Below are 25,700 nucleotides of genomic sequence, written 5' to 3'. Positions count from 1 at the left end.
CAATCGACGACTCACTTCAGTTATCGGATAACCTGACGACATGCCCATAGCCCAAGGACGTAATGTACAAAGATTGGACTGGAACGATACTCAGATATCAAGGAAGGAGTTCATCAGCCCGGTAGGAAGATCGAACCAAAGGGCCGGAGGCTACTTGCGATATACCTGCTTCGAGGGCCAGCCGTTTCAAATCGGAAAACTCATCAGGGAGAACATACCTCTCCACCGGGAGATGATTAGAGGAGGGACTCAAGTACTGCCCCATAGTAAGAATAGAAACACCTACTTCGGCCAGATCGGCAAATACGGTAACCAGTTCCTCACGTCTCTCGCCCAGACCTAACATGAGCCCCGACTTGGTTCTGATATCTGACTCGTTGTGAACTTGTCGCAACAGGGTTAGAGAGCAATCATACTTTGCCGCCGGTCTGACCTTAGAATACAGTCTTGGAACAGTTTCGACATTATGATTGAAAACATCCGGGCAGCTTCGAATGATAACTCTGGCTGCTTCTGATGATCCCTTGAAATCGGGAGTCAGGAGTTCTATGCCTGCTTCTGGGAGGACTTTTCGAATCTCAGCTACGGTGGCTGCAAAATGATTGGCTCCTCCATCTGCAAGATCATCGCGGGTAACAGAAGTAACCACCACGTATTTCAAATCCAGTAGTCGGGCCGCCTCAGCCGTTCGGGCTGGCTCACCGGCATCAGGAGGCGCAGGACGACCTATCTCGATATCGCAGAAACGACAGTTCCTCGTGCACTTTGATCCAAGAATAAGAAAGGTCGCTGTTCCGCGATTGAAGCACTCCCCTCGATTGGGACAATTCGCCTCGCGACAAACTGTGTTCAATCCCAGCCCCTTCACCAGATGATCAACATGTTCGAACTTGGTGCCACCAATAACCGGTACTCGCAACCATTCCGGCTTCCTGACAATCTTCCGATGTCCGCTATTGTCGTTCATAATGAAATTCAACTGCCAATCCCAAGCAATAGTTCTCAAGCAATATGGTCGATTTTCGATCAAGTATACCGGCCAAACGCTCGATAATCAAAGAAAAGCCCGAATATTGTGCTTTACAAGGAGAAATCGGATGTCGCTTCGACTGGTCGTCATTAGTCTACTGGTTTTCATATTCGTCGCCGGCCCGCTATGTGCGGAAACTAAGAAACAGGCCCGTTTGGTTCGAATTGATGATTTGGACAAAACCGAACTTCGTGTCGCGCCCTCACTGATCACCGCTGACACCTGTATCGTACGCCACGACCAGGGGATCTTTTACAAAATTGATGGCTGGGTCACCGGCAACGAACTCTACAAGAGCTACCTCGATCCGGAGGCCTCCTGCCCTTCGCCATATCCGTTCACGATAATCGCGATCAATATGCCCATGTTTTTTGGCAGGGCTACCACTCTGAGTGTGTCTGTTGATGTGGAAGCAGTCGACCTCAGTGTCCCCGGATGTCCGTATCCAGGTGAACTGTTGAGCGTATCCAGTGAGTGGGTGCTGGATGTACCTGGCCGGGATCTGTATGATATTTGGATACCTCTTGATACGCCGGTCACAGTTAATGGGCCGTTCTTCGCCGGCTTTTTCCTTGGTTCTGTTTTTGAGGTAGCTGACAGCGCAGCAGTCGTTATTGACACCTTCCCGACTACCTGTGTTTCGTACAATATCTGGGACGACACATTAGGGTGGGTCGACCTGGTTGATAATTCGTTCTACAATTTCTCGGGACGACTGGTACTCTATGCGGCGGGCATCCCGTCGGACGGAGGACCGACTCCCCAACTGAGTTTTATGTTTCCGCAAGAAGGCGATACTCTCCTCGGTTCGGCCTCTCTTTGGGCACACGAGACAACGAGATCAACGATAGTCAGCCATACCGAGTTCGAGTACCGATCGGGAACAACCTGGATCATGATCGGACAGGATGTTGACGGTACGTCATCGTTCCGCGACGGTACAAATCAGGCGGGTATCGGTGATGATTTCAGCATCCAATGGAATTTCGAGGGATTATCGGAAGGTAATACTCTACTCCGAGCCACTGTCTACGATACTCTGGGGCAAGGTTTCTCCGAGACAGTTTCGGTTTACCTAAAGCCAAAACCACCCCTTCCCACCATTGTTTCTCCAAGCAATGGCGAATCCTTCTGCACCGCCCTGAATCTCCTGGCTTCGTGCCCTGATCCGGACGCGCTCTACATGTATGGCCTTCGCCATCCGGCGGACAATACATATTCAGCCAGTCTTGCTATCGTTGGACCGTCCCCTCACGGATCACACTACAATGGACCGTTAGCCGCTGCGACAATTATTCAATTGTGGTTTGACCGAGGTTACGAAGATTTGATGAATGAAGGAGGCCACATACTCACCCTGGACTCATTAGCAAACCAACTGGCCAACAACTACACCCAGACAGCGGCTGATATGGGCACCTGGGATGGACATCTCGTTAGCGGAATGCGCGACTTCTTCGAGGATAAGGGAGTTCCAGTAAATTCTGATTTCCAGCGTAGTCCTGACTACTACACGATACGTCAATGGGCGGAGGGCGAACAACGCGGTGTCCTTCTCGGTCTGGGGGGAACTCCCGGACAATGGGTCACAGTTGACGGATTCTCCGGTTGGGAACAGCCAGACGGCACCCACTTGGTACGCATCTCAAACCCTGTCACCGGGACGATGGATGAAGTTCCCATACGGCAAATTGGTGCCTGGAGTAGTCTTTACCTTGATGGCTCCTGGCATCAGATTGACATTATGATATCAGTTATCCCCACGGACTGGACTGTGAATCTCACTTCCTTTGCAGGGGACTTAGACGGATCCGACGGATGGTCTATTACGTGGACTCCGACCGGCATAATCGAGGGAGATTGGTACCATGTCACAGCTATAGCCGGTAACTCCACTGGCCACCGGGCCAGTTCTTCAGTGCTCCTCCACTATGATTGCGGTTCGAGCTATGCCTATGGCGACTACGACGGGGATGGCGTAGCCAATATTCTGGACCTGGATTACCTCATGGATTTTGTTGCCAGCAATGGAGAACCACCGATCGGAGGTGGAGCTCGTGCCGATGCCAACGGTGACGGTACAATCAATATAACCGATGTCGTCTACTATATGAACTTCCTGTTTGGTACGGCCAGTCCACCCAACTATTGATGTTCCACAGGGACCGTTCTTAGCAACGACTACCGCCAAATATCGAGGGCGGCACCACAAGGTGCCGCCCGTTCGTTTTGACTCTAAATTGGAAAACAAATACTCTAGTCTACCATGTTAACTTCCAATAGGTTGAGTCGGGAACGGTCACTCGCTGTCGCAGTACTGTTCCATCGGAGCGCATGATAGTAATCTCGTACCGGGTGTCGGACGGATCGAGTATTTCCGAAGGTAATAGGTCGAGTATGAACAGCCCGAAAGTATCCGTTGTGGTGCTCACGGCAAACGGAGAGATCACATATCCGTCACATTTGACTACGCCGTCAGGCAACGAAGCTGTGACGGACACGCCTGTTTCCGGCTCACCGGCCAAATTGTATACCCAGTCATAGACCCGGCACAAGCCCGGGTTAGTCGGCGTTCCGACATCAAATTGGTAACCCATGACCGTATCAGTACCGGTTCCAATGACAGCAAGGGTATCATAGGCATCGAACATGTAACCGGGCGATGACGCCACCACCACAAAGCTATCAGCATCAAGATTGAAGGCGACTTCGCCATTGCTGTTGGTTGATCCTGTAGCCACCAGACTGCTCTGGTTGACACCTCGAACCTGCATGGAAACTCCCGATACAGCCTGGTCGGCAGCTGTGTCCCAGGTTACGAGTGTAAAGGAGTATGCTCCGGTACCGCCACTAATTCCCGACACCTCGGTGTCAAGGTACTTCCCGAAGGACCCGCTCGTAGTGTGACCCGATTGTGGTGTGTTCCAAACCCACCGAGCGATAGAAGTCGAATCCGCCAAGTCTCCGCGCTCGGTCTTGTTGGTATCGATTATCCCCCCCTTTACCATCACCGAATCCGTCAACAGAGCTATCTGGTCAGAAAACTCGGTGCTGATAATTTGAAATATCATCCTTGTAGGCGTGAGTAGTCCCAAGCTGTTATTTTTTACTGTTAATGCCAGGTTGTATACGCCAGGTGCACCCGGACCGTCGATGTTTGACACCTGTTCTGCAAAAGTATAGTACTGCTTGGCGCCAACTGTCTGCGAAGTAATCCTGCTGTCGCCAATAGCCATTGAATCGCGAAAAGCAACTCCCCCATTGGGTGCCATCACAAGAACAAAAGCCGAGTCTGCAGTCGTTGGATTGCCAAGACTGTCGAGCGAGAAAAACAGTACAACTAGAGAGTCTTCTGCAGTAGGTGAACTGGTAGAGTTGTTCACCACCGACGGCCAGGCAGGTGAGGTAAGCAGCATCAAAACAGCCAGACCGGTGATAAGTTTCATAGCACGTCTCCAATTATCATTTATGTTCATACTTGATCTCCATATCTCTCCTACTATCCGTCACTCAATATCTGACCGATCATCCGTCGCCGAGCGCCAACGACTTCGAAAAAGTCGGTCGTAAAGAGCAAAACCATAGGCGAGAGCCCGGTCGATGATTCGGTGGTTAGGATTTGTTTCTGTGCAGAGTTTGCGGGAAACGCATTCTCGTTAATCAAGATGAAGCCGTAATCTTGGCTGGATGTATCCCAGTAATTGAGGACCCGGTTAAAGTGGTCAAACGAAAAGTACTGGTCAGTGCCGGTGATTGTTGTGGTACAGGCCACTCCGACATTGTAATCTCCACCGGTAGTGGTCCAGTTAAGTGAGTCGGAATCGCCCACATCCAGCCAGGCGTGATACCATGTCGCACCAGAGTCCGGGTTGGGGTAGTCACCCAGCATCGAGGTCACTTCTGTCCCTTCATAAATCTGTTTGGTCAAGGGGTAGAGAAATATCTTACGGTCGACACCGTCAAATTCATACACGCAGTTAATCAGAAACTTCGATGAATCCGGAATCGACCCTTCCCATCCAGGAATACTCAATAATGCACGATGATCCCTTGCGGAAGGGTATACACCAATCCGCATTCGGTACAATCCTCCGGTGTTGAAACGGCGGCAATCTTCCCCAGGGCGCTCAGGATCACAGTCGGCATATGAGTAGATGTAACAATCCTCTATGTCGGAAGTGCCTTTAAGCGTGTCAACGCCTGTCTGTGCTACCGTTGCCATCAAAGCGAGGACTATTAGTACTGCGCCCAGTCGTATTATCACGCCGCCTTCTCCTTCCGTGCCTTGGCAGGTTGCTTGCGACCGGTAGAGGCTTTTGGTTTGTCTTCCCCCAATCCGGCTTTTCGTATCTTGTCCAGCATGTCCCAGAATTCTTTATTACCAGGTTCTTTGGCGGCGACTTTCATTCGCATGTCTATCATTTTCAAGAACTCTCCTATTGTAAGACCCTGTTCACTAACCTTCTTGAGCAATTTGTCATAACAGCTCTCAATCAGCCCATCTATCTTGTCAACTGAGTCGCGACCTGATCTCAGGTAGCTTTCCTCTCTTCCCACGTTAGCCCCCCATCTCGATTATCAGCAGATCCGCCGCCACCGGGCCAGAGCTATCCGCCTCGCGAGCCACTTTGAAACTCGTCCCTGATTCACTGCCGACAACAAAAACCGCATCAGAGGTGTGAGAGCGCAGGAAAACCCGGGGCGATTCTATTATCTCTGGGAGTACGTTTCCGCGAAAATCAACCAGGTCATCAAACGACACTTCCTGTGAACTCTCGCCGACAGAACAACTGCCATACAGGACGGTCTTCTCGGCCCCAACCTGTTCCAGAGTCACGAATGCCAGTTCCCCCATGTTGGGCAATCCCCAAACGGTGAAGTCAGGAACAAACCACATACGGCGTGAAGTAACCTCCGCCAAACCCATATTCATCCTCCTTTTCTCAACTATGAACCGGTCCGTTAGGACCGTCGAACGGTGGACGGAACTCTCTGACCAGCCGACCTGATTGCTCGGCAAACACTTCAGCCAACTTAATCCATGCCACCGCTGAACGGTCTTCGCCTCGCATGGACGACAATTCGCGAGCTGCCGACGCATGACAGACAATAGCCAAAGCCCTATAAGTTGCCGCCGCCTGAAGAACGGGATCAGCCCCAAAGGCTCCCGAGGGATCGACCTCCCGTTCGATCTGCCCGTTGGCCTCAAGAACGGCTGAGTTGAGTATCTCCTCGTTATGGCTCTGATACACCGGCTCGTAGTCCAGGAACATCGTCTCACCGGCAGCGATATTACCTCCCGACAGACGCCGCAACTGGCCGAGCCTGGCACGCACCTGGAAATCGCTACCTGTCACATATGTCACGAATGGGATATACCAGACGACCACACTGTCACTCACCGACAGGGCACCGTCGGTCTTGATGAATAGATCACCACTGCCATAGTCGACAACATAATCAACGTTCTCGACAAACACCGTCCCCAGAGAACTATCCGACGCAACCACGATCGAACCGCGTTTCAGAGGTCCTGCCGTCAATGAATTCGTCCCCGAAGCTAGCGTGATCGAAACACGCTCAGGCGAAACCGACTGGACCGACTTGACACGCAACGATGATTCCTCGACTGCCCCGGAGAAAAACGATACGTATTCGTCGGTATCAAGGACGACCGGTTGATCGCGCACTGCGCCATACACGGGGAACGCGGTGGCCAGATGGTGACTGACCAATTGGACATTGGTATATGACATGAGCTACCTCCTTGCGACCAAAATCTGTAGGTCAGAAATGGCCGTTAGTTGACTCCCCACCGGTGACGTCGTGAACACTGAGTTCACTTCAACTCTTATCCAAAATCGATTGTTTTCGTACAAGAGGAGCTTCTGCCAATCGTGTGGGACATCGTTGAAATCATCCCAGAGGAGCAGATCCTTATCCGTGGCGTCGAAATCAAAACCACCCCCGGCCGGAGTGAATGCAATCCAGTTTGACCCATTCCAGTAACTGTATACGACCGTTCCGCCCGCACCCGCCGTGGAGAGCAGCAACTTGAGGAAGCGGAACTTCCGATCCATTCCCAGAAACAGAGAGTCACCGCTCGCATTCAGAAGCTTGCCGGAGCCGGAATGATACACATCACCGGTCGTGGCGCTGGCTGCGACGGAAGTGAGGTCTTCATAGCTGGCTGATGATGATTCATAGGCCAGCACGGTATTGAGCTCCTTTGCTCTCGCATCCAACGGTTCAGGGGTTGAGAAACTTCCGGTGTGCCTGGTAGTGTACATAATGATCTTCTGGTCTGAGGCAAATGCACTCAGAAAAGTCACTACCGGGATATTATTTGAGTACTTCAGTTGTGGAGAACTACCACTGTCGGCATCCAGCGACGACACCGCCCCCCATGCTGCCCCATCATGTTCCCGGAACTTGAGTTCGTTGTTGTCCCAAACCACTCCCAGCCTGCCATCGACGGCCAGAGCGGCATCATAATGCTGATCCAGCACCGTCCCGGTCGCAATCACTACCTCACTTGACCAGCTTCCGCCGGCAATGGGCAGGGATCGTATTGCTATCTTGGCGGCGGCTTCACTGTAAATTACATGGATGTCGCCGGCTGCTATGATAGTCTTCGGAAAGACCGATGACGCTCCGTCCGTGAGGACGGTTCCATTGTCGCTTGGACCACTCCCCCAGGTTGCCCCACTGTCGGTCGATGATTTGACATACAACGTTTTCACACCGCCCGTAACCTTGGCAAAAGCCACCCACAATTTACCGTCAACTTCCACGGCTACAGATGGATACAACGATGTTCCACTGTAGATGGTCACCTTGAGTCCAATCGACCACACACCGCCCCCAAAATCGAGCTTGCGTGTCACCAGGTAATTGGTACTGGTCTCGGAGTAGACTATGTGGATGTCGCTGTCGGACATCATAACGCAATCGAACGGCTCATCGGCGGTATCGGTAGCAATCGTGGTTAGCGACGACCATGATGAATAGGGTGCGTCGGCGTAACTGTACTTAATTTCACCGGCTGCCGTTTGAATCAGAACCACCTGACGTCCGGTGTATTGTCCCGATTCGACCCGCAACAGCTTGCGTCCGGACGGATATCCCAGTCCGTTGGCGGCAGTAGTTGTCGTGATTTCCTGCTGCATAAATCCTCACTAGGAGTGGGACCCGGACGAGCCGGGTCCCGGATTGCTTAGGAGTAAACTGTGTCGAGCACCACCGAGGCTTCCTTGATCACTTTGGCATAAGTGACCGACTCGGAAATGACCGCTTCCTCGAACCGCTGTTCGATTATCTTGTCATACTCAACCATCAACGGCTGGGTAATGACTTCCTCGACAGCAAAGCGACTGTCCAGACCGATAACGATATCAGTCGGCACTTCATCGCATCGTACCAATGACGCCCCCAGCGGACTGAACAGGTCGCCGGTGTTCTGGAAACGATAACCAGCCATCGGGTCCTTGAACTCGTCCAATGTGAGCACGGTTTTCATCTGGTTGACATGGGCGATGACGGTGTTCATCTCAAAAGGCGAGAACTTGGACCACAGCGTAATGAGATCGTCGTAGTCAAGCGTCCCACTCGCAGCCGAGTTGAAAACTGTTGCGGCATTGTCATTACCGTCGCCGTTGATGATCGTATCGACCAGCATAGCGATCTTGTCCGTCTGAAGGCGGAACCCGATGTACCACAACAGTACCCGGAACTGCGATGTCGTTCGGTACCGCAGTGCCTTGTAGCTGGTCTTGAGTGCCAGGCCGTAATCAATTACACTCACGGCATGGTTCTGCTCCGTCACCAGCAACTGCGGGATATCGGCGCCGTCACCAATCGGGCGCAGCGAGAACTTCGCACTGTCGGAAGTGTCGATGAAAAACGGCGTGTAGTTGTTGCTGGCCACCGTAGTCGTGTTGGCCACCAGACGCGACAACTCGGGACGCATGGCCTGACCCTTGCGAACTTCGCGCCGCATGAACTCCGGCAGCAGAGCAGGAGCCTGTTGAAAGAACTGCTCCACGGTTGTTGGTGTCTTGCCGCCAAAACGGATTCCGGCCAGCACCAGTTGACGCTCAAAAGCATCCAGTGACGATCCCGCCCGGCTGGGGTCATATTCATCCAACTCCAGCATTTCTGACAGAGTCAAACCCCGGGCATCTGCCTCGGTATAGAAATCGCGACTGACGTCAAGGGTTGCGGCACGACCAAGGTCTACCGGTCCCGGCGTTCTGTCGGCCCCCAGTTCGCGATGCAAATCGGATTGTTCGGACATCTGTAAGAACTGATCAAAGTCCATAATATTCCTCACCTAATTTAGCAGTATGACACAATCGGTGGTGCCGTTGACTTCCAGAACTGTCCCTCGGGCGATATTGCCTCCGGCCGGATCGCTCGCCACCGTTGTGGCTTGTTTGACTGTGTTGCTCGCTCCACCGATGACCCGGTTGCCAATCGTCGGATAGGTCGTCCCGATCGCCAGTCGGCAGATTCCGCCCACCTGAACTGTAGCCAGCCGTTGACCGTCATCGTTGTCCGTCAACGTCAGACTGAGGAGTTTCCCAAGTAGCTGACTTCCGTTAGTAATTGGCCCCACTTCATTGCTACCTGTGAGCATCACTGGATTTCCGAGGTCGGCATCCTTGAGATCGTCCACACCGGCAGTTTGCGCAATGTCGAACGTTACCAGTACCGGGGCTACTGCCTCAAGGTTCTGATCTCTTACTGACATGATTGTTCCTTTCATTCATAACGTCTTTTGCTTCGTGGCCGGGAATGTCTCCCTCATGGCCGGGACCTCAGTCCCTCAGTTAACTTATTGCTCTCCCGCTCGATTCGAGTGACCGACACAAACGGGCAGCCGACCGAAACTGGTCGGAAAGGCATCGCGAAATCGAACCGACATCAGTGCGTATTGACGCACAAGATCAGTTGCGTTCATCTCCGATAACGTTTCCAGAAAAACAGTGGCCTGCTTCAGCGCCTCACGGTTGCGACTCACCGCCGCTATGGCTTTGGTCATGCCGGCAATGCGGCCTTCGTAATCGGTTCGCAGTACCTCCATCTCCCGGTCGAGCCGCAGCAACTCCGGAAGTCGAACCGCAAGTTCAGCCAACCACCGTCGGTGACCGTCAAAGTCAATCGTCGGCAGGCCATCATCTGTTAGAGCGCCAACCATCTCGGTGATGTGGGCGACATCAATAATATTATTGTCCAATCTTCCCTCCCGATCCTTCCGCCAGGTAGGCTTCGATTCTTGTCAAGCGGGCTTCCATTTCCTTTGAGAAAATGAAGAACTGTTCCTTACTCACTACTCCCTCCTTAAGGATCACCTCAATGTTTCCCAGCTTTTTGTCCAATGTTCCTACAACCCCTGTCTCCGCCTTGGTCGCCAGATCGATCCTGAGTGACTGAATTGTTAAGAAGTACGCGACCAACGCTCCAGCTACCATTGCCACCATATTCAGAAGCGGTCCACTCAGTCGGAACCCGACTTCTGTTGGATGTCGTACCATTTGTTCTCCCGATTATCGCATTGTATATTTCTTGGTTCTGTTTAATTCAGCTGCGTCACTTTGAGACGGTCCGCTGATTTGTGGAAAATGTATCTCTGGCGTTCATGGAGCTTGATTGGCTGTAGACAGAACTGTCCGTTCAGATGTCCTGTTAGCCTCCAGAGGGTACTCTTTCCCACCAACGTACTCTCTACAATGTCACCACAGACCGCTGTCGTCGTGTTGATCTCACTCACACCGTCAGGTTCACTGATTGCATCAGTGACAAATCGTGCGCCCTGTGCCAGACGGGAAAAATCAAACTGCCGCACTTCCAGACGCCGAACCGCATCGTTCTCGGTCAGCATCAGTTGCGCTCGTCCAGTCTCTATGTCCACCTTCAGCGTGTAGTAGCCAACAGTTCTGGGCGATTCCCTACGAATCTCTTTTAGTCGGTCAACATGATAGCTGTACCCTGCGAATCGGGGGGGATACTTTCCTTCCGGCCAGACTTTGACACCGTCCCGCGTCGATAGAGCCAACGCTGCGGGTGATAATCCAGCCAGATCAGTGAGCCTGCCAGGTTGCATACGCACCTGGTATCGCCTCTCACTAACCGATGCGTCCGGCAACTGGAAGTCATCCCGGGGGAACAATCGAATCTCCAGCCGCCGGACCGATGACGATTTCCCATCAATGAAGCGCCGCACCTGATCAACCCGGCAGCGTTCCTTGCCACGCAGACCGATCAGGTAACCGAAGACATCTCGCATCTCCGGTAGACGACGATCGGTAAATCGACCCACCATTTCCTCCGGAAGAGCGACTCCGTCCGGTGAGACAATCGCTATCCCTTCAGCGCTGCACGTCACCAGCACCGGCAGACCTTCGTAGCGCGGCGTCACCAGGTACTGCCCGGCAGCGTCAAGTTCGGTGGGACTGGTAATCACCTGTTCGGTAGCTGGCAAGTCGACCTTTGGCTTTGCTTTCTGAGTTCGCAGTTCTTTCGAGATTGATGTGTCCGCCACCGCCCCACGGTAGACCAGTGATGTTTCCAACACTCGTTCGATCTGCCGATAGTTGAAATGGCACACCACTTCTGTTCCGTCACGGTCGTACCGCTCGAATGGCTGGTGTTCACAGGTACGAATATCCTGACCACATACAGAACACTCCGGCATCAGGAAAGTGAAACCAATTGAACACTCTTTGTAGATTCCGCCGTCGATATTCTCCCGTAGCGTGTCGGCTCCCTGGGCGCTCTTCAGCCAATAGAAGTAGCTCTTGACCCAGTGCCGTCCCTGATGCTCAACGACTGCCGCATGAAAATTACGCCCAATTGGCAAACGATCCTTGCGATGGCCAACCATTACCGGCGAGTCAATCAACAACCGGCACAGCGCCTGGTGTTCGTCAGTCGGGAAACAACCGCCAAAACTGTTGACCTCATCCGAGACGACATACATGGCCCTGATGTACACATCATCCTTCTCCAGTGGTTCAGGGGGATTGATGTTAGTATTGATCAGCTTGATTAATTCAGTGCTGATGGCCTCATCTCTCTCGGCCAATCGGGCTGTGATTTTGCCAATATCGGCGTTCATAGAACCTCCGTTTCTGGTTTTTCAGAGAAGCCGCAAACCACGATCAGCAGAGGTTTTGAGGTATTATTGCGCAAACCAATATCCGACTATGCAATTCCGGAGCATATTGTACTATCCCCATACATTGTCGTAATCGCATGACAATAACAAACTTAGCGGGTATCGACGGAGCGTACAACCGGCGGCACAGCCTTTGCTATTCTTAGGTCAGAATAAATAAGTAGACTGTGCCTGAAGAACAGGAAAAGAGATTATGACTATCTATCAGAAGACAAAACAACACCCGCTGAAGTGGATCGCTGCCCTTTTCATCTTCCTGCTGGTGATGGGATTCACAGTAGACGAAGTGCACGGAGTCAACATACCTAAGACGATATCCGGAGCTGAACAGCCTACAGCTCCAGTTGACCAATGTAACACAGATAACGGCGACTTCGCACCCTGTCCCTCAGACGATCCTCCGCCAGAGATTCCTGAGCCGGCCACACTGATTCTGATGGGAGCGGGACTTGGAGCGCTTCATCTCGCTCGCCGCAGGAAAAAAGCATAGGACAATCCCCGTATTCTTCTACCCTTCCGCGCCTCCTGAGCTCAACTTCCACTCAGGAGGTGTTTTCTTGTCCGATAGACGCGTTGCTCACGCTCGTCACCCAGTCGTGAGCAATAGCTCTTACGTCCACTCACAGCATGGCCACTCTCGGCTCCACCGATATCCTGCTCCGTCGGCGCAAAGGCCACAGAGCCAGCGCCAGAGCCATCAGAGCATCACATTGGTTGTTGTCATCCCATCGGGCCGAACGCAACTCGTCCTCCAATGACCAGATCCGTCCGGGACCATCAGGCAGTTCCCAACGTTCATAGGCAATCCTTCCCTGGGCATGAAACAGCTCGACGTTCGTCAGCAGCTCCGCCTTGGTGGCGGGCGTGAATATGACACACAACGGATTGTACTCTGACATTTGTTCCGCCACAACATCGCCAAGACCGGTGGCATCTATCACCAACTGACCGGGATAATCAAGCTGACGCTGTTTGATCTTCTCGATCACAATCCGCCAGTCAAACATGCGAAATCGTTCCAACGCCACCATCCGTGCCTGCCCCTCGAACACAGCCACGGTTACGCCTACTGTGGCAGTTCGTTTTCTCGCCAAGTCCCACCCCGAAAGCAATAAGGTGCCCTTGTTCTCGTTCTCGACAGAGTCTAAGACAGGAGGTGAGTGGGACATAGAGCGACGATGTCGCTCCAGGGCCGCATCAATGTAAGCCCCCCTGAGAATCTCCCCTCCGGCATCGACAAACTGCCCCATGATATTCTGCTGTAACCGTCGTTCCGAGAAATACTGAACCCGTTCATCGAGGAAGTCACGCGAGATGTAGTTGTTTTCCCGGCTGTCTCCTGACTGCGCATAACCGGGTCGTCGCTTCGCCAGTATGTCCTGAACACGGCGATAGAACCAGTTCTTCCCGTTGGGTGTGGATACCAGATCAAGCCGCCCCTCGCGATCCGCCAACCGCATCTGGATGACCTCCTCGACCACATACTCCGGGTCAGTTTCAAAGGCCACCTCGTCAAAGATGAACAGATCATAATCATTCCCAAGCAGATACTCACCCCGATTCTGTGTAGAGCGGGCTTCTACTGTAGCTCCGTTGCCGAATATCATCCGGGGATAGGGCGTACGTGTGTGCGAGGTCATCAACGGATGCAGGATCGCCGATTGATGAACCAGACGTACAACCTGATCAAAGATGATACTGGCCTGGTCCTGTGTAATCGAGGCAGTGCAAATACGATAGCGACCGCTGTGATCGTACTTGAGAGGTCGTGGCCGATAGATAGCATGGTGCAGCACCTTGATTGCTGAAACGAATGATTTGCCCCACCGGTTACCCGTCACCAGTGTATTCTCACGTTCACCGCTTCCACCCAGCCAGCTTTTCTGTCCTGGGTGCAATTTGATCCCCAGTACCGCCTCAGCAAAATATGATGGGTCAGACAATCCGCGTCGCCAGTCAATTGTTCCAGCAGACTGGTTTACAGCGCCTCTCCAGCCTGAGTAGTGGCGGTTTTTTTGTCAATCAAACCAGCCTCGTACAATCTGATGATGTTGTCAATCCGGCTCGTCGTCACAGTCGCTTTGTCGGTCGCCTGATAGACAAAGGTGTTGTCGAATTCGAACCGAACCTGAGTGTCAATACCAGCCAGGGCCAGATCAATACCCGCTATCCATTCGAGGAACCGGGCCGCCTGGGCCTGGACTGTGGCCACCTGTCGCATAACCATGTCGAACTTAAATCCTGACCAGGTCGTGGTTGCTCCGTAAGAATAGCCTAACAGGAATGGAGCCAGGTTGGTCCCTGAACAAATCTCCTCCACCATTGAGCGATGATTCTGAAACCAGCTATTGACCACGCTCCGATTACCGCTGGGGCCGATATATTCCACCGCAACATTGTCCCACGTAACCGGATTGTCGTCCACATCGCACGAACGTATCATCGACACGGTGGAATCAAAGTACCGGTTGATGCGGTCAGTAAAGGCACTGTCCGACTCACCGGCCATACGCTCCGGGGGAGTGATCTTCACATGTAATCGATGAAACCCACTGTTATGAGAAGCCCGACGCATATCATCAACGAGTTGTTGCTCAATATATGTTACCGTTGGCACTGCTTTGAGGATTGACCGACCGGGGCTACCGTCGCTTGCTCCCGCCAGGCTTAGGTGATAGTAATCCGGTCGGTCCAGACTATATGTTCGATCATCAAGATCATAAACAAGTTGCATCCGTCCAGACCCTTCGCCAATTCCGATGCGAGAGCTATCTACCGGAAGGAAGCGATCAACTCCGCTGCCATCCTTTCTGACCGTGAGAAATCCGCCATACATCCCATCACGGTACAGCCCCGTGAATAGATCAACCAGGAACCCGGCTCCCCCGGCCGTTGACAGGTGAGCACCTTGATAGAGATTATCCATGAGGTTCTCCAGCCGCTCCTCGGCCCGACGACTCACAGCCGGATTGGTTGCTGATATAACCCGAAATCTTCCCGGCGCTGCTGACAACCGCGTCCACGTCCAGACACAGGAATTGATGACTGGTACATGGTCGGTTAGAAACCGGTACAGCATAATTCCGTAACGGCCCGACGAGATATCATCTGCGCTCAGCTTGAGCATACTCTCGATACGATCCGCAGTTCGTAACGTCCGCGACGGAGCCACCGCTGTAGCCGCCGCCAGTTCGTCAACAGACAGTGCTCCACATTGTTCTGATCTCGCCCCATTTTCAGTTTTGCTCATAGTCACCTCACTTTTTTCAAGCAGACATGACCATGAAACTGCATCAAATTGGTAGATAATTTGATCGACTACAGAGCAACAACTATATGTTCGGTTTCAACTCCGTCCCCACCCATTGGAAACATGACTCATATCGTACACGGACGTATCTCGCCCTCCAGCTACCACTCCCTTGATAGCTTGAGTTCCTGATAGTTGTTTGTAATTACTGACCGTTATTCCAATCTAAGGTAGGGTACGGCATTGGCGACGAACTCACCCGGACCTTCCTTCTCGTAACGATAGAAACCGACCGTCGCGATCATCACAGCATTATCGGTACAAAGATTGGTATCAGGGAAAAACAACCTTTTCCCTTCGCGATCCAGTTTCTCCCGCATCAATGCTCGCAGACGACTGTTGGCCGCCACTCCACCCGATAGGGTCACATCGGTGATATTCCGTTCGCGAGCGGCTCGCACCGTCTTGGTGACCAGCACTTCGGCTACCGCTTCCTGGAACGAAGCGGCAATATCAGTTCGATGATGTACCAATTCCTCAGGGCTAAGCTTGTGGACATGCATCGCCACGGCTGTCTTGACACCGGAGAAAGAGAACTGGTAGCTCTGTTCCCTAATAATGGCTCGGGGGAATTTGACATAATTGGGATTACCTTGCTGAGCCAGTTCATCAAGTTTTGGTCCTCCGGGATAACCAAGCTCAAGTAGTTTGGCTACTTTGTCGTAAGCTTCACCAGCGGCGTCATCTTTAGTTTGTCCCAGAATGTCATACTCGCCAAATTCCTTCACCTCGACCAGCATCGTATGACCGCCGGAAACTATCAGCGTTAAATGATGCTCGTTGAGGTCAGGATGTTGTACCATGTTGGCCGCGAGATGTCCTTCCATATGATTGACCGCGACAAACGGTTTGCCTGCCGCCCAGGCCAATCCCTTGGCAAATGTCAGTCCGACCAACAGTGCTCCGACCAACCCCGGGCCCATCGTTGCCGCCACCACATCAATGTCATCCAGAGAAACCGACGCTTCCTCCAACGCCTGACGGTAAATCGGTACTATCGTTCTGAGATGTGCCCGACCGGCGATCTCCGGAACCACACCACCAAATCGGGCGTGATCGGCCTGAGAGAGAATTACGTTCGACAGAATCTCGCGACCGTCCCTCACAACCGCAACCGCTGTCTCATCGCATGAGCTTTCGATACCCAGCACCAACATGCTAAGGTTCCGAAAAACGCACGGTTTGAGCAGAAGAATGCCGAACCCGAAAATGCGAAGGGCATTCGATCTTGATGTCTGCCAAGCCAGCACTGTCGCGACTTAGGAAATCAACCGAAGCAACCAGGGCATTGACATTCAGGAGGTCTATGTCATCAGGGGGACCAGTCAGTTCGATATCCAACATAGTCGGAGTCATACGAACCTCTTCTGTGAGCGTGGCATTATAGATAACGATGGGAACCGACGTGAACACCCGCGTTTTGACCGGCACCACTTCGATTTTCACTACCACCGAGTCCGGCTCCAGACTTATATCATACCCTCTTGCCTCAGTCAACGACAGAACAACGCTGATATTGCTCCGCAGGCCGGCAAGCTCCTTTCGAACCGTGCTAATGGCTGTGGTCCTTCGCAACAACGATCGTGCACCTTCAATGGTGACCTGCTTCGGCTCAGGACCTACTATCCGGCTAACCGCAAAACCTTCATCCGGTTCTGTCACCAAATCGAGGTATACATCCACCTCTTTGCTCGTAAGTGAATCAATCTCCAGCACTACGGAACCCGGAGAAATTATCTCGTCAAGAATGACAGAATGCGAGATATCAGCCAGAGCTGTATTGGTAGTACTGAGATTAACAGTGTACTGACCACTTCGATACTGGGCAGCATTTATACGCAAACCCTGGTGACGCCAGCCACGACGCAGCAGTTGCTTGCCGGTACCGGATACAACCACCAACAGCGATTCGGGAGGGTGCTCGGCCAGCGTCAGTGAATCACCCAGTGTGATCCCTGTTACCGGAAGATGTATCTCGTGGTTGTACTCCTTCTCAGTGGCTACATGAAACCACAGCAGAAGACCCATTACCACGGCGATCAACTTAAACCAGGAATTCTCCAGAATCAATGCCATCTTGTCTCCACAGTCTGTATCACCGTGTCATCAGATCGAAGCGTCCACATGTATAATAGTAAGTAATACCCGATGAGCAATCAACTTCAAACGTCAATCCAATAACAATCAGTCCACCCGCTCAGGATTATTCCACAAGAAGCGAGTCAGCCCCTTGTCGGAGCCAAGCCAGAGATAGTCACAATCCAAAACGACCGAGTATATGTAATTGGACGGCAAGCCATCGGCCGTCGTGAAATCGCGAGTGTACGGAGGATTATTCGCATGAAACAAAATGGTGAAGCCATTGTTTGTACCCACTACCGCGATGGTATCATTGACGGCCAGATCATTGGCGGTAAGCCGCTCAGTTACGCTCTGGTATGAACGAGATTCTGCTGTCTTCGTGTCCAACTGAACCAGACCACCATCAGCCAGAAACCACAAATACTGGTCATAGACCTCAATATCATAACCATCGCCGAACAGAACATGATCCGGATCAATATATCGTTGAATTTCACCGGTTCCCAACTTGATGCGGTAGAATCCGATACTCGACGCAATCCAGATAGAACCATTCACAAGTTCGAGATCATACACAATAGCATTGGCAAATTGTGTTGGCCTCACAACCTGTGACGAGTCGCCGTCGAGCATAATCATAGCAAGCCCTTCCGCCGTACCGACAAACAGCGTATCACCGAAAGCGAGAATACTCAGCACATTGCCGCTGTTGAGGCCATCAATGGTGGAAAAACTTCGACTGACCCGCTCGGTCTGTCGGTCCAGGATATGTAGTCCCAGAGGGGTACCAATATAGATGTGGTCATCATCGCCAGTCAGACAGTTGACATCATCTCCGGGAAATTCAGGCCGTACTCCTGATTCGACGTACGAAAACTCCAAACCATCAAGATCGAATCTGGTCAGACCCGAACGAGAATCACTAGTTATTGCCCCGGACACCCACAGAACGCCATCGTCCTGATAGATAGTGTTAACCCTGTCTTGAAGAAGCCCGAAAGGAAGCAACTCGAGGCGGTGGGATATGCTACCGGCCGTCAGCACACCAAAATCCCAGGCGCCAATCCAAAGTTCACCACTCCCGTCATCAAGAACATCAACAAACTGAAAAAACCGTGCCCAGCTATCAACGAGATGTCCTGTGCCACCATCATAATGGAAACCAGCCGGAGCGTACATGATTGAGGGCGGAGGAATATGTCGCTCATGCTTATCAAGATCCGGAGTCCCGAAAGCCTCGAACCACTTATCAATCAACATATCATATTCAAGCAGGTCGGTCGAAGTTGCTACAAATAGCTTGTCCCCAAAGTTATCCACCCAGATACGCTGTATATCCCAATCATCAAGCCCCTCGTGATTCGTAAATGGGTCTTTCCACACATCCTGTTCCTTGTCATAGATAATGATTCCACGCGTGGTCAGAAAATAGACGTGCGATACCGAAGCGGTAATCTGCCGGATGTGAGAAAAATTAGACCATGTTACAGATTGCCCCCGATAAAACTCAGCCGACACCGAGGCACCCATGACCAGAAAACTGATCAGCAGCCACAACCATTGAGCGCAGAGACAACTCATCTAAACCCGTTAGACAGAAAATCTATGGCCGTTGCCGCCAACAGGGCGGTTCCGAAACGCATAGATTCCTCGTCGACTATAAATCGTGAAGAGTGCCAGGGTTGATCGGCGCCGATATTCTTGTTCCTCACACCCAGTCGAAACATCGCCCCCGGCACCTTTTGCAGGTAGCAGGCAAAATCCTCTCCCCCCAGCACTGGCTCTGTCTTGGCGATTTTGTTCCGCCCAAACAGCGTTTGGTAATTTCGTGCCAGTAGTCGATTCACTCTGGCATCATTACTTAACACCGGATATCCAGCCATTGTCACCATCTCGACTCGGGCGCCACGCGCCTTACATACCCCCGTTGCGGTACGCTTGATCAACTTCGGTAGTCGGCGTGAGGCTGCCTTGGAGAGCGCCCGCGCGGTGCCGGTGAGTACCACCCGATCAGCAATAACATTCCGGGCCGTACCCCCTGCGATCTTTCCAAAAGTAATTGCTACCGGAGCTATGGGGTCAATCTCCCGCGATACAATTTTCTGGATTGATTCCACAACCTCAGCGGCAACAACAATTGCATCAACCGAAGTTTGGGGACGCGCCGCATGACCGCCGGTACCACTGATGATCAGATCAAAATCCGTCACCGAGGCCATCGTCACCCCATCCCGCAAACCGATCTTACCGACCGCTAAGTGCGGATCAACGTGCAAACCGAGAATAGCCGAGACATCCTTCAGGGCACCGTCGGCGATCATCGGTTGCGCTCCACCCGGTGGCGATTCCTCTCCGGGCTGAAAAATAAAACGTACTTTCCCTTGCAATTGATCACGTATTTCGACCAGAACCTTGACCGCCCCAAGTACAGTTGCCATGTGAACATCATGACCACAGGCATGCATAATTCCATCCCGGCAGGATCGGTAACGAAGTCCCGTCATTTCCGCAACAGACAGAGCATCAATATCGGTTCGTATGGCTAATGTCGGTCCCGGCAAAGCCCCGTTCAGTTCCGCCAGCACACCTGTCCTTGAAGAGACCGGGAGTATCTTCAACCCGACAGCTCTAAGCTCCTTGAGGATATAGGCTGTAGTCTGGATTTCTTCGAATGACAGTTCCGGGTGCTTATGGAAATGCCGACGAATCGTCACCTGGCGACGACTCTGCTTCGCGACCAGACGGAGAATATCGGATATCTCCGTCCGCACTCTTGATTTCCGGCTTCGCTTGTATACTGTTTTCACTACTTCAGTAACGCCCTTTTTCAATGTATCGTTTGTACGCATTCGCTGACGAATGGGCCATGCGCAACGGCTCCGGAAGTCGGAAGCCTCGAAGATTCCGAACAATGATATCCTGGGCTGTCTTTAGATCACTCAGATGAGCCGGTGAAATGAAAATCGGCTTAACATTGTCTTTACTGCGATACGCCACGCCTACTTCCTTATCTCTATATACTATGGATTCGTAACTCCCCTTACGCGGTGCGACCTCGTGATGGTGTCCGTCAAGTAACCGACGGCAACAACCAATAGTCGGCAGGTCAAAGAGTACCCCTATATGACCAGCGACCCCACACTGTCGGGGGTGAGCAATACCGTGGCCATGAATGATGAGTACATCAGGCGAGCTCTGCAAACGGGACAAAACATCGACCATCACCGGCCCCTCGCGGAAAAACAGTAAATCCGGGGCATATGGGAACTTAACCTCGGCCCAGCCTGATATTTGTTCTACTTCCTCAAGTTCAGGAAAAGATGTTACCGTTGCCGATGCATAGATATTCTGTCCTCCAAAACCATAGGCAGTATCCACCGCCGCGATGAGCCGCGGAGAATCGTTCATCGGCATCAGCGTCACCTGCCGTGATATTTTTTCCTGTAGTCCGTGAGCCTCGGGCTGCGATGTGGGCCATTTTATAGAGTCATCGAAATCCATTAGACTGGTCCTCTTTTACCAAACGCACAGGAAGCAACAATCAGCGCTGCTTCACCAAGACCTCAAACACAATGCGAAACGGCTCTCAGCAACATAGGCAGAACCTGTCCCTGGTGTCAAGCCTCGGATGGATAACAGGAAATGGACCGGATGATCGGCCGCTCGGTCAGTCTAACTAATGTGGATCGATAGACTTGTAATACTTATCGCGCTGGTCCTTGGGAACAGAGCCGGTCGGTAGAGCCACCACTTCAACCACCTGCGGACGGCTTCCCTTGATCCGCACAATATCACCGATCTTCACTTGATAGGCTGGCTTGACAGTACGACCACCAACTTCCAGAAGACCATGTTGCCCCATTTCCTTGGCGACAGTACGTCGCTTGATAACCCCTACCGTAGAAAGATAATCATCAAGACGCATGGCTACTCAAGTCTATATTCGATGTAAGTGTGACTCTTGATTTCATCGACCCATTCTTCAATCAACCGGGATGTCTTCTCCTGGCGAGCAAGTTGTTTCAGCTCGTCAAAGTCATCTTCAAGATTGAACTGACGTTCGGCTTGGTAGTCCAGCAACCTGAGAATGTGCAGACCGAACTGTGATATGATTGGCCCACGCTGCTCGCCGGGAGTACTCCAGCCTCTTATCTCTGAAGCGAACTCAACGGGTAGCTCTTCGGCAGCAAACCAGCCCAACTCACCTCCCTGGGCACGAGTGGTATTATCAGTCGAAAAGGCCTTAGCCAGAGCTTCGAAATCACCACCCCCGTTGGCTTCTCCAATGAGCGAATCGACCAGCTTATGCGCTCGAAGCGTATCGTCAGTTCCCGGCACCACTGAAAGTAAGATATGTCGCAGCCAAAGGCGATCGTCACGCTTACCTTCACACTTGATAACATGATAACCAAACTGAGTACGGATCACACCCGAGATGTCGCCAACAGATAAACTGAAGGCTGCACGGGCAAACTCCGGCACCACGTCATCGCGTGCAATGTAACCCAGATCACCACCACTGGCTCCAGCCCCCAGACTGGAGTGCTGAGCTGAGATGGCTGCAAAATCCGCTCCATCAAGAACCAACTGGCGCAGTTTGGTAGCATTGGCTTCGACCGAATCCTCCACCTGTTGCGATGGCTCGATGCGAATCAGAATATGTGCCAGCTTGACCGCTTCCGGTTGGCTGGAAATGGAATCCTTGAAATCGTGGAAAAAACTTTCCGTCTCATGGCGCGAAACCGAAACTGTCTGAAGACGCTTAGAAATGAAACGTTGCTTGAGCAACTGGCCCTCAATATCCCCGCGATATTGTTTCTTCAGGTCGCGCAGAGTGAGACCCTCGGCAGCCAGAGCGGCTAAAAAATCGTCATTGCTGCCGAAATTCTGGGAGACGCGAGCTACCTGTTCTTCAAGCGCCCGGTCTATTTCTTCAGGACGCAACGAAATCGAGGTATCCTTCTCTGCCGCTACCAGAAACAAACGATCGGAAACCATCTGTTCCAGAACGTCATTCTTCAACTGCAGCAGTTCTTCTTCATTCCTCGGTTGTTGCCCCGACTGAAGAGCAATCATCTGTACTTGTCCAGCCACTTCTGAAGCCAGAATGACCTTGTTACCAACAATGGCGGCAATCTTATCAACCGGCTCCCGCTGACCCCATGAGCATGTTGCCGTCAACAGACAACCAATCACCAGAACAAGTGTTTTTCCAAATTCCATCGTAGTCATACTTACTGGTTGTCACTCTGCTCGGGAACAGCAGCATACTTTTCCATGTTAATTGTCGCCCGAATCGCATCTTCGTTGATCTCTATCGAAGTAGCTTGTTTCCGCTCGTTGACCCAGGCCGTGATCGCATCGGCCTTCTGTTGCGACGTGATCATCTGCGTTATTATTCGTTTCTGCCCCAAGTAATCTTTAAGTACAGCGTCGATACGATCTTCTACAAAGATTACCGAGTACTTGCCACCATTGGGAATCGGCCCGACGATTGATCCCAATGCGGCTTCTACTGCAACATCGTAGATTTCCGGGAACCACTGCCGCTCAATAAAACCCAAATCGCCACCCTCGGCGCGCTTTCCGGGCCGCTCGGTCAGATCCATAGCCTGGTTCTTGAACGCCTGGCGCGACTTTATTTCCTTGGCTAACTTCTGAGCTTTGAGCTCATCGCTGAGCAGGATCTCGTAGACACGGACTCGCGCCGGGTCGGTGAACTCCTCGACGTGTTCATCATAATACTGCCGGATGGCTTCATCATCAGGCGGCGGTAAAGTAGATATAGAATCGTTCTTCATTAAGTCCGCCATCGATAGTTCCTTGAGAAGCCGCACGTTGTCCAGATACATAGGGTCATTGTCTATCCCATCGCTATGCGCCTCAAGGATCAGGATATCGCTCAGCTTCATATTAAAAACAACCGTCGCCAGCGAGTCGTAATCATCCAGGTCCGGCTTCAAATTGGAAGGCACGTTGCGGGCCAGGTCCAGATACTCAGAGATTGACATCTGACCTCCATTCCAAGTGGCCAAAACCAATTCGCTCTCACTACGATCAAGCTGCTCAGGGTCAAAGTCATTCCGAGGTAAAGTTTTAAGAAGTTGCGGAGGATAAACCATTTCCCTCTTGTGCATCAGGTAGTCACAGGTGGCAGTATCAATCCGGATCACATAACGTCCCCTGATATCCTCAAAGTAAGCTTCCCCCAGTTGACGTCGTTTGATCGAAGTAAGTTGATCCTTGATTTCATTTTTCGCCGATTCAAAATCGGTTCGGTATTCGTTGGGCAAACGATCGACAACTTTGATTATGTGATAGCCATAACGGGTCTTCACCGGTGGAGAAACCTGACCCGGCTCCATAGCCCAGGCAGCCTCCTGAAAAGCATCCACCATATTTCCCCAGGTGAAATACCCCAAGTCGCCTTTGTTTTTACTTGCTGAAGGATCGATAGAATACTCGTGTGCCAGTTTCTCAAAATTCTCCCCGGCTTCAATACGCTCGATCAGCATCTGGGCGGTATCAACATCGGACACAAGGATATGTGATGCCCGGACCTTGAATTCCTGTTTCTCCCAGAATGCATTCATCTCGGCCAGTGACGGCTCCGATTTCTCACTCACTTTTCGGAAAGCCAGAACATCCACCAGTAACTTATCCTTATTGGCCAGAACTACCCGAGCCAGTTCTTCCAGCCGGTCGATTCCCTTTTCGTACGCACCCTGAACCAGTAATCGCGTAACAATCAGAGTGTCCAGAACTTCCTTGCGTTTCTCGAATTCATCTTCGGCAGATGAAAATGCGTATCCCGGCCGAAAGAAACTTTCAAATTCATCGGCAGTAAGTTCATAGTCACCAATCACCGCTAAAACATCGTCATTTGTACCGCAACCGGTCAGGGTAAGCAGTATAGCCGCTAAGGCAAACAGACCAATCAGATAACTTTTTCGCATCGAGTATTGTCCTCCATCGGTTCCATGTCTATCATACAACATCGCCACTGTTGGGGTTCCCAGACAACGGCAAGACCAATATTATACATAACATACGGTCATACGCCAAGCCTCTTTTGAATGTTCCTGAAATATGTAAAGTGGCTATTCGTAGTCGGATTCCAGATAATCCCTGGCTACCGTTCGACGACTTATCTGCTGAGACAGTTTCTTGGTAAACTCAAGTGCCGAGTTCTGGCCATACACTTTCAGCATATGGTTCATTGCTATGACTTCTGAGATAACTGTGATATTCTTGCCCGGCGAGATCGGTAAAGTGATGATCGGAAGCTGGACTCCCAGGATTGCTGTCTTGCGATCGTCAATACCAAGCCGTTCATAGTCCTCGGTCTCAGACCACAGTGTCAGATGAACCTCTACTTCGATACGTTTCTGGAGACGGATTGAACGGATGCCAAAAAGCTGTTCGACATCAATTATCCCTACCCCGCGAATTTCCATATGCCGGCCAAGTAACTCCGATCCAAAGCCGATCACCACATCCGGTGCCGTCCGCGTAATTTGCACTGTATCATCAGCCACCAACCGATGCCCGCGTTCTATCAGATCGAGCGCAACTTCTGACTTACCAATTCCGGCCTTGCCAGTATAGAGCAACCCCACTCCATACACATCAACCAGCGTACCGTGCACCGATATCGTCGGAGCAAAAAGATGATCGAGGTAAGCACTGAGACGATTAATTAACTCCGCCGTAGTCAGGCGGCTGGAAAATACGCCGGTGCGATGCTGGTCGGCCGCCTCAATAAACTCGGGCGGAGGAGCAATACCCTTGGAAATGATCACCATTGGAACGTCATACTCAAATAACCGACCGGATATCTTCTCCAAATCCTCGACAGATAGCCGATTAATGTAGGCCATCTCCGTCTCACCAATCACTTGCACACGTCGATTGGCGAAACGCTCAAAGAAACCTGTCAGTGCCAAACCCGGGCGGTGTAACTCCGGATGGTGGATTGTTTTATTCAACCCCGCTGTACTGCTGTTAAGAAGGGTCAGATCCAAATCCTGATTGCGCGCCGTATATAGTTTTTCGACCGTTATTCCTGACATGCTAATATGTATATGAAAGTACATGCC

General features: G+C 51.8%; 25 protein-coding genes. 2 read left to right on the top strand and 23 right to left on the bottom strand.

The genetic code is table 11. From position 1 onward, the window contains the following. Nucleotides 1-97 precede the first annotated feature (97 nt). The gene (gene lipA / locus KOO62_08560; GenBank protein ID MBU8934047.1) at nucleotides 98-967 is read right to left on the bottom strand and encodes a lipoyl synthase; all 870 of its coding nucleotides are present in this window, start codon (nucleotides 965-967) and stop codon (nucleotides 98-100) included. A gap of 130 nt (nucleotides 968-1,097) precedes the next feature. Here lipA and KOO62_08555 point away from each other — a divergent pair, with 130 nt between their 5' ends. Continuing rightward, nucleotides 1,098-3,182 (top strand): dockerin type I repeat-containing protein, encoded by a 2,085-nt coding sequence (locus KOO62_08555; protein ID MBU8934046.1) that lies wholly within the window; start codon nucleotides 1,098-1,100, stop codon nucleotides 3,180-3,182. A gap of 109 nt (nucleotides 3,183-3,291) precedes the next feature. On the opposite strand, the gene KOO62_08550 is transcribed toward KOO62_08555, so the two are convergent. From KOO62_08550 to KOO62_08500, 11 genes are all read right to left on the bottom strand, one after another. Then, nucleotides 3,292-4,506 (bottom strand): hypothetical protein, encoded by a 1,215-nt coding sequence (locus KOO62_08550; protein MBU8934045.1) that lies wholly within the window; start codon nucleotides 4,504-4,506, stop codon nucleotides 3,292-3,294. Nucleotides 4,507-4,529: 23 nt separating this feature from the next. Next, complete coding sequence (locus tag KOO62_08545; GenBank protein MBU8934044.1) at nucleotides 4,530-5,294, bottom strand: hypothetical protein; 765 nt, start codon at nucleotides 5,292-5,294, stop codon at nucleotides 4,530-4,532. After that, nucleotides 5,291-5,587 (bottom strand): hypothetical protein, encoded by a 297-nt coding sequence (locus tag KOO62_08540; protein MBU8934043.1) that lies wholly within the window; start codon nucleotides 5,585-5,587, stop codon nucleotides 5,291-5,293. The genes KOO62_08545 and KOO62_08540 overlap by 4 nt, the downstream gene beginning before the upstream one ends. A gap of 1 nt (nucleotide 5,588) precedes the next feature. Beyond that, complete coding sequence (locus tag KOO62_08535; protein MBU8934042.1) at nucleotides 5,589-5,957, bottom strand: hypothetical protein; 369 nt, start codon at nucleotides 5,955-5,957, stop codon at nucleotides 5,589-5,591. A 16-nt stretch (nucleotides 5,958-5,973) separates the two neighbouring features. Next, a complete protein-coding gene (locus KOO62_08530) occupies nucleotides 5,974-6,786 on the bottom strand; it encodes a hypothetical protein (protein MBU8934041.1) in 813 nt (270 codons plus the stop codon). Between the two features lie 3 nt (nucleotides 6,787-6,789). Next, on the bottom strand, nucleotides 6,790-8,199 hold the full coding sequence (locus KOO62_08525; GenBank protein MBU8934040.1) for a hypothetical protein: 1,410 nt from the start codon (nucleotides 8,197-8,199) through the stop codon (nucleotides 6,790-6,792). 47 nt (nucleotides 8,200-8,246) lie between these two features. Next, nucleotides 8,247-9,350, bottom strand: a complete 1,104-nt coding sequence (locus KOO62_08520; GenBank protein ID MBU8934039.1) for a hypothetical protein — start codon at nucleotides 9,348-9,350, stop codon at nucleotides 8,247-8,249. A 12-nt stretch (nucleotides 9,351-9,362) separates the two neighbouring features. Beyond that, on the bottom strand, nucleotides 9,363-9,782 hold the full coding sequence (locus tag KOO62_08515; GenBank protein MBU8934038.1) for a hypothetical protein: 420 nt from the start codon (nucleotides 9,780-9,782) through the stop codon (nucleotides 9,363-9,365). An 84-nt stretch (nucleotides 9,783-9,866) separates the two neighbouring features. After that, nucleotides 9,867-10,268, bottom strand: a complete 402-nt coding sequence (locus KOO62_08510) for a hypothetical protein (protein ID MBU8934037.1) — start codon at nucleotides 10,266-10,268, stop codon at nucleotides 9,867-9,869. Then, nucleotides 10,258-10,566, bottom strand: a complete 309-nt coding sequence (locus KOO62_08505) for a hypothetical protein (protein ID MBU8934036.1) — start codon at nucleotides 10,564-10,566, stop codon at nucleotides 10,258-10,260. The genes KOO62_08510 and KOO62_08505 overlap by 11 nt, the downstream gene beginning before the upstream one ends. A gap of 41 nt (nucleotides 10,567-10,607) precedes the next feature. Continuing rightward, on the bottom strand, nucleotides 10,608-12,149 hold the full coding sequence (locus KOO62_08500; protein ID MBU8934035.1) for a hypothetical protein: 1,542 nt from the start codon (nucleotides 12,147-12,149) through the stop codon (nucleotides 10,608-10,610). Nucleotides 12,150-12,402: 253 nt separating this feature from the next. On the opposite strand from KOO62_08500, the gene KOO62_08495 reads away from it, so the two are divergent. Further along, nucleotides 12,403-12,699, top strand: a complete 297-nt coding sequence (locus KOO62_08495; GenBank protein ID MBU8934034.1) for a PEP-CTERM sorting domain-containing protein — start codon at nucleotides 12,403-12,405, stop codon at nucleotides 12,697-12,699. Between the two features lie 130 nt (nucleotides 12,700-12,829). Here the strand turns inward: KOO62_08495 and KOO62_08490 are convergent, their stop codons facing one another. From KOO62_08490 to hprK, 11 genes are all read right to left on the bottom strand, one after another. Then, nucleotides 12,830-14,152: a terminase family protein gene (locus KOO62_08490; protein ID MBU8934033.1), complete on the bottom strand. Its 1,323-nt coding sequence runs from the start codon at nucleotides 14,150-14,152 to the stop codon at nucleotides 12,830-12,832. A gap of 35 nt (nucleotides 14,153-14,187) precedes the next feature. Further along, entirely contained in the window at nucleotides 14,188-15,459 is a 1,272-nt protein-coding gene (locus tag KOO62_08485) for a hypothetical protein (protein ID MBU8934032.1), read from the bottom strand. 215 nt (nucleotides 15,460-15,674) lie between these two features. Then, complete coding sequence (tsaD, locus tag KOO62_08480) at nucleotides 15,675-16,676, bottom strand: tRNA (adenosine(37)-N6)-threonylcarbamoyltransferase complex transferase subunit TsaD (GenBank protein ID MBU8934031.1); 1,002 nt, start codon at nucleotides 16,674-16,676, stop codon at nucleotides 15,675-15,677. 1 nt (nucleotide 16,677) lies between these two features. Beyond that, complete coding sequence (locus KOO62_08475; protein MBU8934030.1) at nucleotides 16,678-17,595, bottom strand: hypothetical protein; 918 nt, start codon at nucleotides 17,593-17,595, stop codon at nucleotides 16,678-16,680. A 108-nt stretch (nucleotides 17,596-17,703) separates the two neighbouring features. Further along, entirely contained in the window at nucleotides 17,704-19,182 is a 1,479-nt protein-coding gene (locus KOO62_08470) for a hypothetical protein (GenBank protein ID MBU8934029.1), read from the bottom strand. Further along, nucleotides 19,179-20,450, bottom strand: coding sequence for an amidohydrolase (locus tag KOO62_08465; GenBank protein MBU8934028.1), 1,272 nt, complete (start codon nucleotides 20,448-20,450; stop codon nucleotides 19,179-19,181). Before KOO62_08465 ends, KOO62_08470 begins: the two co-directional genes overlap by 4 nt. Beyond that, nucleotides 20,413-21,102, bottom strand: coding sequence for an endonuclease V (locus KOO62_08460; GenBank protein ID MBU8934027.1), 690 nt, complete (start codon nucleotides 21,100-21,102; stop codon nucleotides 20,413-20,415). The genes KOO62_08465 and KOO62_08460 overlap by 38 nt, the downstream gene beginning before the upstream one ends. A 175-nt stretch (nucleotides 21,103-21,277) precedes the next feature. After that, on the bottom strand, nucleotides 21,278-21,526 hold the full coding sequence (locus KOO62_08455) for an RNA-binding S4 domain-containing protein (GenBank protein MBU8934026.1): 249 nt from the start codon (nucleotides 21,524-21,526) through the stop codon (nucleotides 21,278-21,280). A 2-nt stretch (nucleotides 21,527-21,528) separates the two neighbouring features. Further along, a complete protein-coding gene (locus KOO62_08450; GenBank protein MBU8934025.1) occupies nucleotides 21,529-22,833 on the bottom strand; it encodes a peptidylprolyl isomerase in 1,305 nt (434 codons plus the stop codon). A gap of 2 nt (nucleotides 22,834-22,835) precedes the next feature. Continuing rightward, complete coding sequence (locus KOO62_08445) at nucleotides 22,836-24,557, bottom strand: peptidylprolyl isomerase (GenBank protein MBU8934024.1); 1,722 nt, start codon at nucleotides 24,555-24,557, stop codon at nucleotides 22,836-22,838. Between the two features lie 144 nt (nucleotides 24,558-24,701). Further along, the gene (hprK, locus tag KOO62_08440; protein MBU8934023.1) at nucleotides 24,702-25,673 is read right to left on the bottom strand and encodes an HPr(Ser) kinase/phosphatase; all 972 of its coding nucleotides are present in this window, start codon (nucleotides 25,671-25,673) and stop codon (nucleotides 24,702-24,704) included. Nucleotides 25,674-25,700: the final 27 nt, after the last annotated feature.

This window comes from Candidatus Zixiibacteriota bacterium (assembly GCA_019038695.1).
Classification (GTDB): Bacteria; Zixibacteria; MSB-5A5; order GN15; family FEB-12; genus B120-G9.
Note: the sequence above shows the minus strand (reverse complement) of the source record. Positions and strands in the feature narration are given on the sequence as shown.